Origin of the sequence: Brevundimonas sp. 1080, assembly GCF_040545985.1 — a bacterium.
Taxonomy (GTDB): Bacteria; Pseudomonadota; Alphaproteobacteria; order Caulobacterales; family Caulobacteraceae; genus Brevundimonas.
This window is the reverse complement of the sequence record NZ_JBEPMW010000002.1, coordinates 129,236-145,469: the sequence shown is the minus strand read 5'-3', so window position 1 is coordinate 145,469 and position 16,234 is coordinate 129,236. Positions and strand designations below refer to the sequence as shown.

Genomic DNA, 16,234 nt, shown 5'->3' with positions numbered 1-16,234 from the left:
GGCGCAGCGGACCGAGTTGCTCACGCGTCGACCAGGTTCCGCTCTTCGGCGGCGGCGCGCATGGCCTTTTGCAGCTTCTCGAAGGCGCGGACCTCGATCTGACGCACGCGCTCGCGCGAGACGCCATACTGGCCGGCGAGTTCTTCCAGCGTGACCGGATCGTCCTTGAGGCGACGTTCCGTGAGGATGTGCTTCTCACGGTCGGTCAGCTCTTCCATGGCCTCTTGCAGGAGGCTCATGCGGATGCCCTTTTCCTCGTCGTCGGCGAGTTGGGTTTCCTGAGACACGGCCGTGTCGTCGGCCAGCCAGTCCTGCCACTCGCTTTCGCCGTCGGCGCGCAAAGGGGCGTTCAGCGAGGCGTCGCCGCCGAGACGGCGGTTCATGTTGGTGACCTCTTCCTCCGTCACGCCCAGTTTGGTGGCGATGGCGGCGAGGTGTTCAGGATGCAGATCGCCTTCCTCGAAGGCCGAGATCTGGCTCTTGGCCTTGCGCAGGTTGAAGAACAACTTCTTCTGCGCCGCGGTGGTGCCCATCTTCACAAGCGACCAACTGCGCAGGATGTATTCCTGGATCGAGGCGCGGATCCACCACATGGCGTAGGTCGCCAGGCGGAAGCCCTTATCGGCGTCGAATTTCTTGACGGCCTGCATCAGGCCGACGTTACCCTCGGAAATCACTTCGCCGATCGGCAGGCCGTAGCCGCGATACCCCATGGCGATCTTGGCCACGAGACGAAGGTGCGAGGTGACGAGACGGTGGGCGGCTTCGGGGTCCTGGTGCTCAGACCAACGCTTGGCGAGCATGAACTCCTCATCCTTGGTCAGCATCGGAAATTTGCGGATTTCCGTCAGATAGCGCGACAGGCCTTGTTCAGGCGACATCACCGCGAGCGTACTATTGGCAGCCATATACAGGTCCCTCCGACCGTCTTGAACGAGCGGGCTCTTCGTCATCGGCCACGGTGTGTGCGCCGACGTCTCACCCCTCAACCGGTGAAGTAGCGATGGGTTGCCGCCATTTTTAGAGGCGGATCGTCACACGAAAACGTGACCGAGGCCCTGGTGCCACTCGCGCCGATCGACGTCCTATATAGAACTTTGTCAGTTGCTATTCAAGACCTGCCTACACGGGCGGCTGTTCAGAGTTCGGCGAGCCGTGTTTCGAGACGCTGCATGTCGTACGGCGGCGCGGTCTCGAAGCGAAGCGCCTCGCCCGTGACAGGATGGACAAAGCCCAGGACGGCGGCGTGGAGGGCCTGACGCTCGAGGGCCGCTTCTGCGATGGCGGTGCGAACGGGAATGGCTGGACTGCCTGAGCCGTAGGTCGCGTCGCCGAGGATCGGCGCGCCCTTGGACGACAGGTGGACGCGGATCTGATGGGTGCGGCCGGTGTGAAGCGTGCAGGCGACGCGCGCGGCCATGGGGGCACCCCCAGCTTTCGCGGGCTCGCCGAAGGTCGCCTGAACGACATAGTCGGTGATGGCCTCGCGACCGCCGGCCTTGAGGACCGCCATTTTCTTGCGGTCGCCGGTGGAGCGGCCGATGCGGCTGTGGATGCGGCCGATCGCGGGCGACGGCGCGCCGCGCGTCAGGGCGATGTAGGTCCGCTCGATGTCGTGCGCAGCGAACAGGGCGGAGAGGCCGGTGTGGGCGCGGTCGGTCTTGGCGGCGACCATGACGCCGGAGGTGTCCTTGTCCAGTCGGTGAACGACGCCGGGGCGGGCGACGCCGCCGATGCCCGAGAGGCTGTCGCCGCAATGGGCTAGAAGGGCATTGACCAGGGTGCCGTCCGGCGTGCCAGGCGCGGGGTGGGCGGCCATGCCCGCAGGTTTGTCGATGACGATGAGGTCGGCGTCCTCGTAGAGGACGATCAGGGGGATGGCCTGAGGCTGGGGCGTGGCCGGCGCGACGGGCGGCAGGGCGACGGCGTACAGGCCGGGTTGGGCCTTGGCGGAACCGCTGGTCAGGACCGCGCCATCGCGACTGACGGCGCCTTCGGCCAGCAGGGCTTGGAGCCGGGCGCGCGACAGGGTGGGGAAGGCGCCGGCCAGGGCCTTGTCCAGGCGAACTCCGGCCGCGTCGATGCGGGCCTCCAGCACCTCGGCGGGGTCGCCGGTCGCGGGGTCTTCGTCTTCGTCGATCAGATCTTGGGCGGACACGTCGTCTCCCTAGCACGACCGGTCGCTTGCGCGAGGGGCGCGGGTGAGGCGATAGTCAAGCTTGGGGGCGTAGGGGACATCCGATGAAGCGGTTGATGATCGCTGGGGGAGCGTTCGCCGCGGCGGCGCTGCTGAGCAGCTGCACGACCATGAGCAAGGACGAATGCCTGGCCGGGGCCTGGGGCGAGAAGGGCTATGCGGACGGGGCGTCGGGCTATCCGATGACGCGGCTGGACGACCACGCCAAAGCCTGCGCCAAGTTTCAGATCGCACCCAATTCAGCCGCCTATGGCTCGGCGCGTGAGGATGGCTTGCGGACCTATTGCACCTTGCAGCGCGGCTGGGAGGAGGGGCGGGCGGGCAATACCTATTATGGCGTCTGTCGGCCGGAGGAGGAGCAGGCGTTTCTGCCGGCCTATCGTGACGGCCGCCTGCTGCATGAGGTCGAGGACGCCTACGAGACGGCGGAAAGCGCCTTGAACAGCGCAGAGGCCCGGATTGAGAACCGCGAAGACAAGCTGGAAGCCAAGGAACGCGAACTGCGCGGCGAAGGCCTGACGGACGAAGAGCGGGAGCGCATTCGTGACCGCATTCAAGAGGTCAGAGGCGAAATCCGCGATGCGCGTCGCAATGCTAGAGAGGCACGCGACGCGCTGGATCAGGCGGAATGGGACGTTCGCCGGGTGCGGCGCGAACTGAGCGGCCGTCACCCGGTCTAGACGACGGTCCTAGGCGGCCTTGACGGCGGCGCCGCGGAAGGACGGATCGAGGTCGCCCGAGGCGTAGCGTTTGGCCATCTGGGCGGTGGACAGCGGGCGGATCTTGGACGCCTGACCCTCGCAGCCGAACTGCTGGTAGCGCTCCATGCAGAGCTTCTTCATCGCCTCCTTGGCGGGCTTCAGATAGTAGCGCGGGTCGAACTCGCCCGGTTTTTCCATCAGGGCTTTGCGGATGGCACCGGTGATGGCCATGCGGTTGTCGGTGTCGATGTTGACCTTGCGCACGCCGTGTTTGATGCCGCGCTGGATTTCCTCGACCGGCACGCCCCAGGTCTGGGGCATTTCACCGCCATATTGGTTGATGATGTCCTGCAGATCCTGCGGCACCGACGACGAGCCGTGCATCACCAGGTGAGTGTTGGGCAGGCGGCGGTGGATTTCCTCGATCACGTTCATGGCCAGGACTTCACCGTCCGGCTGACGCGTGAACTTGTAGGCGCCGTGGCTGGTGCCCATGGCGATGGCGAGGGCGTCGACCTTGGTGGCGGCGACGAAATCGACGGCCTGATCCGGGTCGGTCAGCAGTTGCGAGTGATCCAGCTTGCCCTCGAAACCGTGGCCGTCCTCGGCCTCTCCCATGCCGGTCTCCAGCGAACCCAGCACGCCCAGTTCACCCTCGACCGAGACGCCGCAGGCGTGGGCCATTTCGGTGACGCGACGGGTGACATCGACGTTGTACTCGTAGGAGGCGGGGGTCTTGGCGTCCTCCTCCAGCGAGCCGTCCATCATCACGCTGGTGAAGCCGTACTGGATGGCAGTGGCGCAGGTGGCTGGGCCGTTGCCGTGGTCCTGGTGCATGCAGACTGGGATGTGCGGATAGAGCTCGGCCAGGGCGTCGATCAGTTTGGCCAGAACGATGTCGTTGGCGTAGTTCCGGGCGCCGCGCGAGGCCTGGATGATGACGGGGGCGTTGACCTCGTGGGCCGCCTCCATGATCGCCAGACCCTGTTCCATATTGTTGATGTTGTAGGCGGGCAGGCCGTAATCGTTCTCTGCCGCGTGGTCGAGCAGCTGTCGCAGCGTGATGCGCGCCATGGGGTAGTCTCCTGAGCAGAATAGTCTTTTTGGTTGGGCGAGAGATTAGACGCCGGACAGCGTGAAGTCACGCCGTGTTACAGCCGTTTCAACGCCGATTTCGAAGACAGGATGCAGGCGTGATCCGCCTGCATCGCTGAGCCTTCAGGCGCGCAGGGCCTCGACGCCGGGCAGAGGCTTGCCCTCCATCCATTCCAGGAAGGCGCCGCCGGCTGTGGAGACGAAGGTCAGGTCCGCCGCGACGCCCGCATGGCCGACGGCCGCAACCGTGTCGCCGCCGCCCGCCACCGCGATCAGGGCGCCGGCCTGGGTGCGATCGGCGACGTGCTTGGCGGCCGCGACCGTGGCGGCGTCGAAGGGCGGGACCTCGAACACGCCCAGCGGACCGTTCCAGATCAGGGTCTTGGACGCGTCGATGGCGGCGTTCAGGCGCGCGACGGTGTCGGGGCCGGCGTCCAGGATCTTGTCTTCAGTCGAGAGGGCTTCGCCTGTCTTGACGGTGCGGGCGTCGGCGCCGGGCTTGACCTCGGTCGCCACCACGACATCGACGGGCAGCAGGATGTCGCAGCCCTTCGCCTCGGCTTCCGCCAGGATCTCGCGCGCCGTGTCCGCCATATCCTTCTCGGCCAGCGAGCCGCCGATATCGATCCCTTGCGCATAAAGGAAGGTGTTGGCCATGCCGCCGCCGATGGCCAGCGTGTCCAGCTTGCCGACCAGGTTCTTCAGCAGGTCCAGCTTGGTCGAGACCTTGGAGCCGCCGACGATGCCGACCACGGGCTTCTGCGGATTGCCGAGCGCCGCCTCGAGCGCATCGAGTTCGCGGCGCATGGATTCGCCAGCATAGGCGGGGATGTGGTGGGCGACGCCTTCCGTCGAGGCGTGGGCGCGGTGGGCGGCCGAGAAGGCGTCGTTGACGTAGAGATCGCCGAGATCCGCCAGCTTCTGGGCGAAGACCGGATCATTGGCCTCTTCCGCCGCGTGGAAGCGCACGTTTTCCATCAGGACCACGCCGCCGGCGTCAAGATCGCGAATGGCCTCGACTGCGTCGGGACCAATACAGTCGTCGGCGAAGCGGACGGGGGCGCCGAGCAGTTCTTCCAGCGGCTGGACGACGGGTTTCAGGCTCATCGACGGAACGCGCTGGCCCTTGGGGCGGTCGAAATGGGCCAGCAGGGCGACCTTGGCTCCCGCGTCGCGCAGGCGCTGGATCGTCGGCAGGGCGACCCGCAGACGGGTGTCGTCCGTGACCTTGCCGCCCTCCATCGGGACGTTGAAGTCCACGCGGACCAGAGCCGTCTTGCCGGCGAGATCATTGGCGTCGTCGAGAGTGCGGAAGGTCATGATCGTTTCCTGTCTCCTCCCTGTCGCAAAGCGATGGGGAGGTGGCGCGGCGCGCTTGCGCCGTGACGGAGGGGCTTTGGCCCCAAGTTCGGTGCGATGGAAAGAGCCCCTCCACCACTTCGTGGTCCCCCTCCCCCCGGTGTGGGGAGGAGACTTTTGCGATCCTACAGGAACTTCGCCATCTGCAGCGCGGTGTCGCTCATGCGCGTCGCGAAGCCCCACTCGTTATCATACCAGCTCAACACGCGGGCCAGCTTGCCGTCGACGACCTGGGTCTGGGGCAGGGCGGCGGTGGAAGAGGCCGCGATGTGGTTCAGGTCGTGCGAAACCAGCGGGTCGGTCGTCGTGAACAGGACGCCCTTCATCGGACCGTCGGCGGCGGCCTGAAGCGCCGCGTTGATCTCTTCGACCGTGACCTCGCGACCGGCGACGACCTTAAGATCGACGACCGAGACGTTAGGCGTCGGGACGCGGATCGAAGAGCCATCCAGCTTGCCCTTAAGCTCCGGCAGGACCAGGCCCAGCGCCTTGGCGGCGCCGGTCGAGGTCGGGATCATGGACAGGGCCGCGGCGCGGGCGCGGTACAGGTCCTTATGCATCGTATCGAGCGTCGGCTGGTCCCCGGTGTAGGAGTGGATGGTCGTCATATAGCCCCGCTCGATGCCGAACAGGTCGTTCAGCACCTTGGCGACGGGGGCCAGGGCGTTGGTGGTGCACGAGCCGTTCGACACGACGATGTCGTCGGCGGTCAGGGTTTCGTGGTTGACCTTGTAGACGATGGTCTTGTCGGCGTTGTCGGCGGGCGCCGAAACCAGGACGCGCTTGGCGCCGGCCTTCAGGTGGGCGCTGGCCTTGTCCTTGGAGGTGAAGATGCCGGTGCATTCGAAGGCGATGTCCACCTTCAGCTCGGCGTGCGGCAGATTGGCGGGATCGCGCTCGGCCGTGACCTTGATCTTGCCGGTGCCGACGTCGATCCAGTCCTCGCCCGAGGTCACCGTGCCGGGGAAGCGTCCGTGGACCGAATCGTAACGGAACAGGTGGGCGTTGGTCTCGACCGGACCCAGATCGTTGATCGCCACCACCTCGATGTCCGTGCGGCCGTGCTCGATGATCGAGCGAAGGACCAGACGGCCAATGCGGCCGAAACCATTGATGGCGACGCGAACGGTCATGGGAAGCTCCTCTGAACGGTAGGGTGTTGTGCGCTACATATAGGTTGGCGTCTCAATGGAGCGGTCGCGGACGGGTTTCAACCCCGTGCGCGTAACATGATGTGATGGACGGTTACGCTTCGTCGGCCGCCCAAATGTAGCGGCGGCAAGAAACACCCTTCTTTCGATCGTTTTGCTTTCGTCGCGCAAAATTATTGCGACAGGGGTTGTGCGACTCCAGCGGCTATGGTTTCTTGGCGTCAGAACAGGGAGCCACCCGTGGCCACGATGACGCGCGACATGACGAAGGGACGCACCGCCAAGGCGGTCGCAGCTGTTCGCGCGCCGGTCGGCCTGGAAAGCCCCGTATTCCTTATTACCCTCGTACTTCTCGGCCTGCTTACGCAAGCGGCGTGGATGCACGCGACCTGACCTTAGACACACTCAGGATCGCCTCGCACCACCCCGCCTCCGAAAGGAAGCGGGGTTTTTAGTGCGCGGCGGTTCGAAACGAACCGGACCGATGACGCAAAATTCTACCTCCCAGCCCAGAAAGCCCAATGCGCGCAGCGCGGCGGTGACGGCTGGCCCGAACCGGGCGGCCGCCCGCTCTTATCTGCGCGCCGCCGGCATGCAGGACGCCGACTTCGACAAGCCGATGATCGGCATCGTCAACACCTGGTCGACGGTCACGCCGTGCAACATGCATCTGGACCGACTGGCCAAGGACGTGCGCGCCGGCATCATCGCGGCGGGCGGCTATCCGGTCGATTTCAACACCATCGTCGTCACCGACGGCATCTCGATGGGCACGGCGGGCATGAAGGCCTCGCTGATCAGCCGCGAGGTCGTCGCCGACTCGATCGAACTGGCCATCGAAGGCCATCAGCTGGACGGCGTGGTCTGCATCGTCGGCTGCGACAAGACGATCCCGGCGGCGGCCATGGCCCTGGCGCGTATGGATATCGCCGGCCTGGTCTATTACGGCGGCACCATCATGCCCGGCGTGATCGGGACCAAGGAGGTCTCGGTCCAAGAAGTGTTCGAGGCCATCGGCGCCCATTCGGCCGGCGCCTTGGACGACGCCGGTCTGAAGGCGGTCGAGACGGCGGTCTGCCCCGGTGCCGGGGCCTGCGGCGGTCAGTTCACGGCCAACACCATGGCCATGGCCCTGTCGGTCATGGGCATCTCGCCGATGGGCGCCAACGACGTGCCCGCCGTCGATCCGAACAAGGCCGCCGAGGGCGAGCGCTGCGGTCGCCTGATCGTCGAGCGCGTCTTCTCGGGCGACACGGCCCGCAAATACATCACCCGCGCCAGCCTGAAGAACGCCGCCGTCGCCGTCTCGGCCTCGGGCGGGTCGACCAATGCGGTCATGCACCTGACGGCCATCGCGGCGGAGGCCGGGGTCGAGTTCGGCGTTGAGGACTGCCACCAGGCTTGCGTCGAGGCGCCGGTCATCTGCGACCTGAAGCCGGGCGGCCGCTTTCTGGCCTCGCACCTGTTCGCCGCCGGCGGCACCCGTCTGGTGACCCAGCGGATGGCCGAGGCGGGCAAGATCGTGAACACCCCCACCGTCACCGGCCGCAGCCTGTTCGCCGAGGCCGCCGAGGCCGAGGAGACCCCCGGCCAAGTGGTTGTCACGACGTTTGACGCCCCTGTGATGGATCGCGGCAGCTTCGCCGTCATCTATGGTGATGTCGCCCCCGAAGGCGCGGTCATCAAGCTGACGGGTCACAAGGTCGATACGTTCGAGGGTCCGGCCTGCGTCTTCGACAGCGAGGAAGACGCCTTCCACGCCGTTCAGGACGGATCGGTCGGCGAGGGCGACGTGATCATCATCCGCTACGAAGGGCCCAAGGGCGGTCCGGGCATGCGCGAGATGCTGCAGGTCACCGCCGCCCTGAAGGGTCGCAGGATCGACAATGTCGCGCTGCTGACCGACGGCCGGTTCTCGGGCGCCAGCTACGGCTTCGTCGCCGGACACGTCTCGCCGGAAGCCGCCGTCGGCGGTCCGATCGCTCTCATTCGCGATGGTGACTGCATCACCATCGACGTCACCAACCGCCGCATCGACGTCAACGTCGATCTGGCGACGCGCCGGGCGGGCTTTACGCCCCACGTAGTCCGCCCGGCGCGAGGTGTCTTCGCCAAATACCGCGCCTCGGTCGCCTCGGCCGCCCAGGGCGCCGTCACCATCCCCAACCCGCCGCCGGCCCAAGTCCCGGCGTCTCACAAAACCGCTGCTGCTCAGGACGCCTGACCCACCATGGCCATCACCATCTACACCAACGAAGACATCAAGCCGGGCGCCATCGCCGGCCAGCGCATCGCCATCATCGGCTATGGCTCGCAGGGCCGCGCCCATGCGCAGAACCTGAAGGACAGCGGCCACGACGTGGTCGCCGGCGTCCGTCACGGCGGCACGGGCTGGAAACACGCCACCGCCGACGGCGTGCCGACCGCCGAGCCGGCCGAGGCCGTCAAGGGCGCCGACATCATCGCCATTCTGACCCCCGACATGGTTCAGGGCGACGTCTATCGCGACATCATCGAGCCGAACGCCAAGGAGGGCTCGGCCCTGCTGTTCGCCCACGGCTTTTCGATCATCTACGAGCGCATCACCCCGCGCGAGGACATGGACGTGATCCTGGTCGCGCCCAAGGGACCGGGCGATCTGGTCCGCCGCGAGTTCCAGCGCGGCCGCGGCGTGCCCAGCCTGTTCGCCGTCGAGAAGGACGCGACCGGCAAGGCGCGCGACCGGGCCATGGGCTACGCCAAGGGCAACGGCGGCGCGACCGGCGGCCTGCTGGAGACCACCTTCAGAGAAGAGACCGAGACCGATCTGTTCGGCGAACAGGCCGTCCTGTGCGGCGGCGCCAAGGAGTTGGTCATGCAGGGCTTCAACACCCTGGTCGAGGCCGGCTACCAGCCCGAGATCGCCTATTTCGAATGCCTGCACGAGCTGAAACTGATCGTGGACCTGTTCTACGAAGGCGGCATTTCGAAGATGCACCACTTCATCTCCGAGACGGCCAAATACGGCGCCGTCGCCAGCGGCCCGCGCGTCGTGACCGAAGAGACCAAGGCCCGCATGAAGACCATTCTGGACGAGATTCAGGACGGCACCTTTGCGCGCAACTGGATCGCCGAGAACGAGGCCGGCAAGCCGCAATACGAGGCCTGGCTGAAGGCGGACCGCGAGAGCCAGATCGAACAGGTCGGCGCGCGTTTGCGCGAACGCATGGCCTGGCTGAACACGCCCAAGGCCGAAGCGGCCTGATCGCCGCCTGAACGACCGGATGACCCTGATGACCGCCGCCGCCTTCAAACCCTCAGCCGAGACCGCTCCCCAGTCGGGCGCGCGTCTGCTGGTCTCCACCCTGGAGCGGCTGGGGGTGGAGGTGGTGTTCGGCTATCCGGGCGGCGCCATCATGCCAGTCTATGACGCCCTGGCTGGCTCCAAGCTGATGCACATCCTAGTCCGCCATGAGCAGGGCGCGGCCTTCTCGGCCGATGCCTATGCCAGGAAGAGCGGCAAGGTCGGCGTCTGCATGGCCACCTCCGGCCCTGGCGCCACCAACCTGGTCACCGGCATCGCCAATGCGATGATGGATTCGGTGCCGATCGTCTGCATCACCGGCAATGTCGCCCAAGGCCTGATGGGCACCGACGCCTTTCAGGAAATCGACATCCTGGGCGTCACCCTGCCCATCGTGAAACATTCGATCCTGGTCCGCTCGGCCGCCGAGGTGCCTGCCGCGATCGAGGAAGCCTTCCATATCGCCGCCTCGGGTCGCCCCGGCCCGGTTCTGGTCGACCTGCCCAAGGACGTGCAGTTCGAGACGACCGGCGACGACTACGGTTTCTCCATTCCCAACGAGACGCCCCGCGTCGATTACGACGCCATCGCCGCCGCGGAGGCTGCGATCCGCGCCGCCAGGAAGCCGCTGGTCTATATCGGCGGCGGGGTGAAGATCGGCGGCGCGACCGAGGCCCTGCGCGCCTTCGTCGCCGCCACTGGCATCCCTCAAGTTTCGACGCTGAATGCTCTGGGCACCATCCCGACCGATGCGCCGGGCATGCTGGGCATGCTGGGCATGCACGGCACGCGCGCCGCCAACCATGCGGTGCAGGACAGCGATCTGCTGATCGTCGTCGGCGCCCGGTTCGACGACCGCGCGACAGGCAAGTTGGCCGAGTTCGCGCCCAACGCCAGGATCGTCCATTTCGACATCGACGCCTCGGAAGTCGGCAAACTGCGCAGCGCCAATGTCGCCGTCGTCGGCGAGCTGCGCGAAGGCATTGAGGCGCTGACGGCGCGGATGCGGTCGGGCGCGGCGCTGGACATTCAGGCCTGGGCCGACGACTGCGCCGGTGCGGCCAAAGCGGGCGTTCACCGCTATGATGCGCCGGGCGAGGGGGTCTATGCGCCCGCCCTGCTGAAGGAAATCTCGGAAGCGGCGGGCGATGACTTCGTCGCCGCCTGCGACGTGGGCCAGCATCAGATGTGGGCGGCCATGCACTGCCGCTTCGCCAAGCCGGAAGCCCACATCACCTCGGGCGGTCTGGGCGCGATGGGCTTTGGTTTGCCCGCCGGCATCGGGGCGAAGCTGGCCGATCCTTCGGCGACGGTCGTCACGATCGCCGGCGACGGCGGCTTCATGATGAATATCCAGGAGCTGGCGACGCTGAAGCGTTACGGCATCCCGCTGAAGATCGTGCTGATCGACAACTCCTCGCTGGGCCTGGTGCGCCAGTGGCAGGAGCTGTTCTTCGCCGAGAACTATTCCGAGATCGACCTGTCCGACAACCCGGACTTCGTGAAGGTCGCCGAAGCCTTCGGCATCGAGGCCTTCCGCATCGATCGCCGCGATCAGGTGTCTGACGGCATCCAGCGCCTGCTGGCTGCCGACGGTCCCTGCCTGGCCCATGTGGTCATCGACCCCCGAGACAATGTCTGGCCGCTGGTTCCGCCGGGCAAGAACAACGCTGAAATGATGGAGGGCTCCTGAGATGAGCAACACGATCCACATCCAGATCGACCGTGCGGACGGTTCGCTTCAGCGTCTCATCGGTCTGGTGGAGCGCCGCGGCTTCCACATCGACGGCATGGCCCTGGCGGACGAGGGCGCCTTCCGCCGCATCGCCCTGACTGTGCGCGGCCGCGACGCGGGCCGCTGCATGGACAACCTGGGTCGCCAGATCGACCGGCTGTTCGGCGTGCGCCGCATCAGCCACGACATTATTCAATCCGAGGCCGCGTGATGATTACCCCCGAAAGCGTACGCGTATCGGGCGTATCCCGCACAGAGGAGATCGCCGCCGATCCCAACCGCGTCATCGTCTTCGACACGACGATGCGCGACGGGGAACAGGCTCCGGGCTTCTCGATGTCCGCCCAGGCCAAGGTGAAGATGGCCCAGGTTCTGCGGGACCTGGGCGTCGACGTCATCGAGGCCGGCTTCGCCGCCGCCTCGCCCGGCGACGAGGACTGCATCCGCCGCGTGGCGGGCGAGGTCGAGGGCCCGATCTTCTGCTCCCTGTCGCGCGCCAACGAGAAGGACATCGACGCCACCTTCCGCGCCCTGGCGCCGGCGCCGAAGTCGCACCGTCGGTGCCACACCTTCATCGGCACCAGCCCGATCCACCGTTCCGCCAAGCTGAAGATGTCCACCAATGAGGTGCTGTCGACGGCCGTGCGGTCGGTGGAATACGCCCGCAGCCTGTTCGACGATGTCGAATTCTCGGCCGAGGACGCCTTCCGCACCGAGCCGGAGTTTCTGGCCGATGTGCTGGAGGCCGCCGCCGACGCCGGCGCGCGCACCCTGAACGTGCCCGACACCGTCGGCTATGCGACCCCGGAAGAGGTGCGCGAAACCTATCGCGCCCTGGCCGCACGGATCAAGAAGCGGCATCCGCACGTGATCTTCTCGGCCCACTGCCACGACGACCTGGGCATGGCGGTCGCCAACTCCCTGGCCGCCGTCGAAGGCGGCGCGCGTCAGATCGAGGGCGCGATCAACGGCATCGGCGAGCGGGCCGGCAACTGCTCGATCGAAGAGGTCATCATGGCGCTGAAGGTCCGCGAGGACCGCTATGGCGTCACGACCGGCGCCGACAGCCGTCATCTGGTGCGCGCCTCCAAGATCCTGTGCGAGATCACCGAGACGGTCATTGCTCGAAACAAGTCGGTGGTGGGTATCAACGCCTTCGCCCACGAGGCGGGAATCCACCAGCATGGCATGCTGGCCGACAGCCGCACCTATGAGATCATGCGTCCCCAGGACGTCGGGTTCGAGGGCAGCTGGTTCGTGCTGGGCAAGCATTCGGGCCGTCACGCCATCGCCAAGCGCGCCGAGACCATCGGCCGTCCCATCGAGGGCGAGCGTCTGGCGGCGGTGGTCGCCGGCTTCAAGTCGCGCGCGGATCAGATCGGCGAGATCAATGACGCCGAACTGATCGCCATCATCGACCGCGTCGACGGCGTGTCCGAGATCGTGGCCCAATATGCCTGATCCCAAGACCCTGTTCGACAAGGTGTGGGACGCCCACGTCGTGCGGTCGGAAACGGCCGACACGCCGGGCGTGCTTTATATCGACCTGCATCTGGTCCACGAAGTCACCAGCCCCCAAGCCTTCAGCGAGATCGAGGCGCGCGGGTTGAAGGTGCGCCGTCCCGACCGGACCTATGCGACCCTAGACCATTCGACTCCGACCCTGCCGGCGGGTTTGAACGGGCTGAAACCCTACGTCACGGCCCAGGCCGAGGCCCAGGTCCACACGCTGGAGCGGAACTGCGCCGCCCACGGCGTGCCGCTGGCGGGGTGGGATTCGGATGATCGCGGCGTGGTCCATGTCATGGGGCCGGAACTGGGTCTGACCCAGCCGGGCATGACGGTGGTCTGCGGCGACAGCCATACGGCGACGCACGGCGCCTTCGGGGCCCTGGCCTTCGGCATCGGCACGTCCGAGGTCGGCCATGTGCTGGCGACCCAGTGCCTGTTGCAGCGCAAGGCCAAGGCCATGCGGGTGACGGTGGACGGAAAGCTGCAGCCCGGCGTCTCGGGCAAGGATGTCGCCCTGGCGGTCATCGCCGCCATCGGCTTTGGCGGCGGCACCGGCTATGTCATCGAATACGCCGGCGAGGCGGTTCGGTCGCTGGACATGGAAGGGCGCATGACCCTGTGCAACATGTCCATCGAGGCCGGCGCGCGGGCGGGCATGATCGCCCCGGACCAGACGACCATCGACTGGCTGCGCGGACGCAAGCACGTCCCCGCAGACTATGAGGCGGCGAGCGCCGAATGGCTGAAACTGGCGACGGATGCAGGCGCGGTCTTCGACAAGGAAGTGACCCTCGACGGCGCCGCCATCCGACCCATGGCGACCTGGGGCACGACGCCGGATGCGGGCGCGCCGATCGGCTCGCCCGTGCCGCAGCCGCAGTCGGACTCAGACCGCAAGGCCATCGCCTATATGGGTTTCACGGCCGGGGAGGCGACGACCAGCCAGCCGGTGGATGTGGTCTTCATCGGATCCTGCACCAACGGGCGCCTGCCCGATCTGCGCGCCGCCGCCGAGGTGCTGCGCGGCCGTAAGGTCAAGCCGGGCCTGCGCATGCTGGTGGTGCCGGGGTCCGAGGCCGTGCGTCGCGACGCCGAGGCGGAGGGGCTGCACGAAGTCTTCATCGCCGCCGGGGCCGAATGGCGCATTCCCGGCTGTTCGATGTGCATCGCCATGAACGGCGACTTCGTCGCGCCGGGCCAACTGGCCGTATCCACATCGAACCGCAATTTCGAAGGGCGTCAGGGCAAGGACGCCCGCACCATCCTGGCCAGCCCGGCGACGGCGGCGGCGACGGCGGTCGCCGGTGTGCTGACCGATCCGCGCGTCTATCTGAAGGAGGTCGAGCATGTCTGAACCCTTCCAGGTGCTGACCTCCAAGACCGTGACCCTGAGCCAGGCCAATATCGACACCGACCAGATCATTCCGGCGCGCTTCCTGACAACGACCACGCGCGAAGGTCTGGGCAAGGCCGCCTTCTATGACTGGCGTTACGAGGACGACGGCTCGGAAAAGCCCGAGGCTGCCCTGAATCGGATCGATCCGGCCGAGCATCGCATCCTGCTGGCGGGCCGGAACTTCGCCTGCGGTTCGTCGCGCGAACATGCGCCCTGGGCGCTGCTGGACTATGGGTTCCGGGCGGTGATCTCGACCGAGATCGCTGACATTTTTACATCGAATGCGCTGAAAAACGGCCTGCTGCCCATCGTCGTCAGCCAAGCGGTTTGGGACGATCTGGCGTCGCAGCCGGACCAGCCGGTCACGATCGACCTCCAGGCCAATCAGATCCAGCGCGGCAATGCCGAACCCGTGCCGTTCGGGGTCGAATCCTTCGCCCGCCAATGCCTGCTGGACGGGGTGGACACCCTCGGCTGGCTGCAAGCAAACATGGCTGAAATCGAAGCCTACGAGCGATCGAAAGAGACCGTAAGATGAGCACCGCCGCGACCAAGATCTACAACATCGTCCTGTTGCCCGGCGACGGCGTCGGACCGGAGGTCACACGGGCCGCGCGCGATGTCCTGCGGGTCATCGGCGACTTCTATGGTCACCATTTCGAGTTCGCCGAGCATCTGATCGGCGGCGCGGCCATCGACGAGACGGGCGAGCCCTTGCCCGAGGCCACGCGCGCCGCCTGCGTCGCGTCCGACGCCGTGCTGCTGGGCGCCGTCGGCGGGCCGAAATGGGATGGCGGCAAGGCGCGTCCGGAACAGGGGCTGCTGGCGATCCGCAAGGCGATGGGCCTGTTCGCCAATCTGCGGCCGTTGCAGGTGTCGCCGGTGCTGGCGCACCGCTCGCCGCTGAAGAAGGAGATCGTCGAGGGCGTCGACCTGATCGTCTTCCGCGAACTGACCGGCGGCGTCTACTTCGGCGAGAAGACCCGCACCGCCGATCGCGCCACCGACCTGTGCGAATACACCGTGCCGGAGATCGAGCGGGTGACCCGCGCCGCCTTCCAGACCGCCCAACAGCGTCGTGGCAAGGTGACCTCGGTCGACAAGGCCAACGTCATGGAGACCAGCCGTCTGTGGCGCGAGGTCGTGACCCGCATCCATGCCGAGGAGTTCCCCGACATCACGCTGGAGCACGCCCTGGTGGACTCCATGGCCATGCACCTGATCCGCAAGCCGCGCGACTACGATGTCATCCTGACCGAAAACATGTTCGGCGACATCCTGTCGGACGAGATTTCGGTGCTGGGCGGCTCCATCGGCCTGTTGCCGTCGGCGTCGCTGGGCGCGGGCGGGCCGGGCCTGTTCGAGCCGATCCACGGCTCGGCGCCGGACATCGCCGGTCAGGATCTGGCCAATCCAGTCGGCACCATCCTGTCGGCGGCCCTGCTGCTGCGTCACAGCCTGAAGCTGGAGGACGAGGCCGATTCCATCGAGGCCGCCGTCGCCGCCGTTCTGGCGGCCGGCGCCGTGACGGCCGATCTGGGCGGCGCGCTGGGTACGCGAGCGGCGACCGAAGCCGTCATCGACGCCATCCGCGCCATCCACTGGGCGGCCGCGCACCGGGTGCAGATGCACTGGGCCTGACGGCTTGAACTGACGCTGAAAATTCTGACGCTGAGCTTGGCTTTTTCGGCATGGCGAATCCGATAAGGGGCCGCACGATCGAAGGATCGTGCGGCCCTGATCTTTTTCTTCGTGACCGTTGCAAGAAAGTTGCGCCGTTCACGGTCTAGCCCCTTGCGCCTATC

General features: G+C 66.7%; 15 protein-coding genes. 10 read left to right on the top strand and 5 right to left on the bottom strand.

Features of this window, described 5'->3' with window-relative positions; translation table 11 throughout:
• Window positions 1–20 precede the first annotated feature (20 nt).
• Entirely contained in the window at window positions 21–908 is an 888-nt protein-coding gene (rpoH, locus tag ABIC32_RS06120) for an RNA polymerase sigma factor RpoH (protein ID WP_026108409.1), read from the bottom strand.
• Window positions 909–1,138: 230 nt separating this feature from the next.
• On the bottom strand, window positions 1,139–2,158 hold the full coding sequence (locus ABIC32_RS06115) for an RluA family pseudouridine synthase (RefSeq protein WP_354073152.1): 1,020 nt from the start codon (window positions 2,156–2,158) through the stop codon (window positions 1,139–1,141).
• 95 nt (window positions 2,159–2,253) lie between these two features.
• On the opposite strand from ABIC32_RS06115, the gene ABIC32_RS06110 reads away from it, so the two are divergent.
• On the top strand, window positions 2,254–2,877 hold the full coding sequence (locus ABIC32_RS06110; protein WP_354073150.1) for a DUF2799 domain-containing protein: 624 nt from the start codon (window positions 2,254–2,256) through the stop codon (window positions 2,875–2,877).
• Window positions 2,878–2,886: 9 nt separating this feature from the next.
• On the opposite strand, the gene fba is transcribed toward ABIC32_RS06110, so the two are convergent.
• The 3 genes from fba to gap form a co-directional block, all read right to left on the bottom strand.
• Window positions 2,887–3,972: a class II fructose-bisphosphate aldolase gene (gene fba, locus ABIC32_RS06105; protein WP_039244618.1), complete on the bottom strand. Its 1,086-nt coding sequence runs from the start codon at window positions 3,970–3,972 to the stop codon at window positions 2,887–2,889.
• Between the two features lie 144 nt (window positions 3,973–4,116).
• Window positions 4,117–5,313 carry a phosphoglycerate kinase gene (locus tag ABIC32_RS06100; protein WP_354073148.1) on the bottom strand — a complete coding sequence of 399 codons (1,197 nt, stop codon included), beginning with the start codon at window positions 5,311–5,313 and terminating at the stop codon, window positions 4,117–4,119.
• Between the two features lie 164 nt (window positions 5,314–5,477).
• Window positions 5,478–6,485 carry a type I glyceraldehyde-3-phosphate dehydrogenase gene (gap, locus tag ABIC32_RS06095; protein WP_045810439.1) on the bottom strand — a complete coding sequence of 336 codons (1,008 nt, stop codon included), beginning with the start codon at window positions 6,483–6,485 and terminating at the stop codon, window positions 5,478–5,480.
• A gap of 258 nt (window positions 6,486–6,743) precedes the next feature.
• On the opposite strand from gap, the gene ABIC32_RS06090 reads away from it, so the two are divergent.
• The 9 genes from ABIC32_RS06090 to leuB all read left to right on the top strand — a co-directional run bounded on the left by ABIC32_RS06090 (window position 6,744) and on the right by leuB (window position 16,070).
• Window positions 6,744–6,896: a hypothetical protein gene (locus tag ABIC32_RS06090; RefSeq protein WP_156494693.1), complete on the top strand. Its 153-nt coding sequence runs from the start codon at window positions 6,744–6,746 to the stop codon at window positions 6,894–6,896.
• A gap of 91 nt (window positions 6,897–6,987) precedes the next feature.
• A complete protein-coding gene (gene ilvD / locus ABIC32_RS06085; protein WP_354073145.1) occupies window positions 6,988–8,727 on the top strand; it encodes a dihydroxy-acid dehydratase in 1,740 nt (579 codons plus the stop codon).
• 6 nt (window positions 8,728–8,733) lie between these two features.
• Window positions 8,734–9,747, top strand: coding sequence for a ketol-acid reductoisomerase (gene ilvC / locus ABIC32_RS06080; RefSeq protein ID WP_354073143.1), 1,014 nt, complete (start codon window positions 8,734–8,736; stop codon window positions 9,745–9,747).
• Between the two features lie 19 nt (window positions 9,748–9,766).
• The gene (gene ilvG, locus ABIC32_RS06075; RefSeq protein WP_354073141.1) at window positions 9,767–11,479 is read left to right on the top strand and encodes an acetolactate synthase 2 catalytic subunit; all 1,713 of its coding nucleotides are present in this window, start codon (window positions 9,767–9,769) and stop codon (window positions 11,477–11,479) included.
• Window position 11,480: 1 nt separating this feature from the next.
• A complete protein-coding gene (locus ABIC32_RS06070) occupies window positions 11,481–11,732 on the top strand; it encodes an ACT domain-containing protein (protein ID WP_295194490.1) in 252 nt (83 codons plus the stop codon).
• Window positions 11,732–12,982 carry a 2-isopropylmalate synthase gene (locus ABIC32_RS06065; RefSeq protein ID WP_295194541.1) on the top strand — a complete coding sequence of 417 codons (1,251 nt, stop codon included), beginning with the start codon at window positions 11,732–11,734 and terminating at the stop codon, window positions 12,980–12,982. Before ABIC32_RS06070 ends, ABIC32_RS06065 begins: the two co-directional genes overlap by 1 nt.
• Window positions 12,975–14,387, top strand: coding sequence for a 3-isopropylmalate dehydratase large subunit (gene leuC / locus ABIC32_RS06060; RefSeq protein ID WP_354073139.1), 1,413 nt, complete (start codon window positions 12,975–12,977; stop codon window positions 14,385–14,387). Before ABIC32_RS06065 ends, leuC begins: the two co-directional genes overlap by 8 nt.
• A complete protein-coding gene (gene leuD / locus ABIC32_RS06055) occupies window positions 14,380–14,967 on the top strand; it encodes a 3-isopropylmalate dehydratase small subunit (protein ID WP_354073137.1) in 588 nt (195 codons plus the stop codon). Before leuC ends, leuD begins: the two co-directional genes overlap by 8 nt.
• Before the next feature lie 17 nt (window positions 14,968–14,984).
• The gene (leuB, locus tag ABIC32_RS06050; protein WP_502909328.1) at window positions 14,985–16,070 is read left to right on the top strand and encodes a 3-isopropylmalate dehydrogenase; all 1,086 of its coding nucleotides are present in this window, start codon (window positions 14,985–14,987) and stop codon (window positions 16,068–16,070) included.
• The last annotated feature ends 164 nt before the right edge of the window (window positions 16,071–16,234 follow it).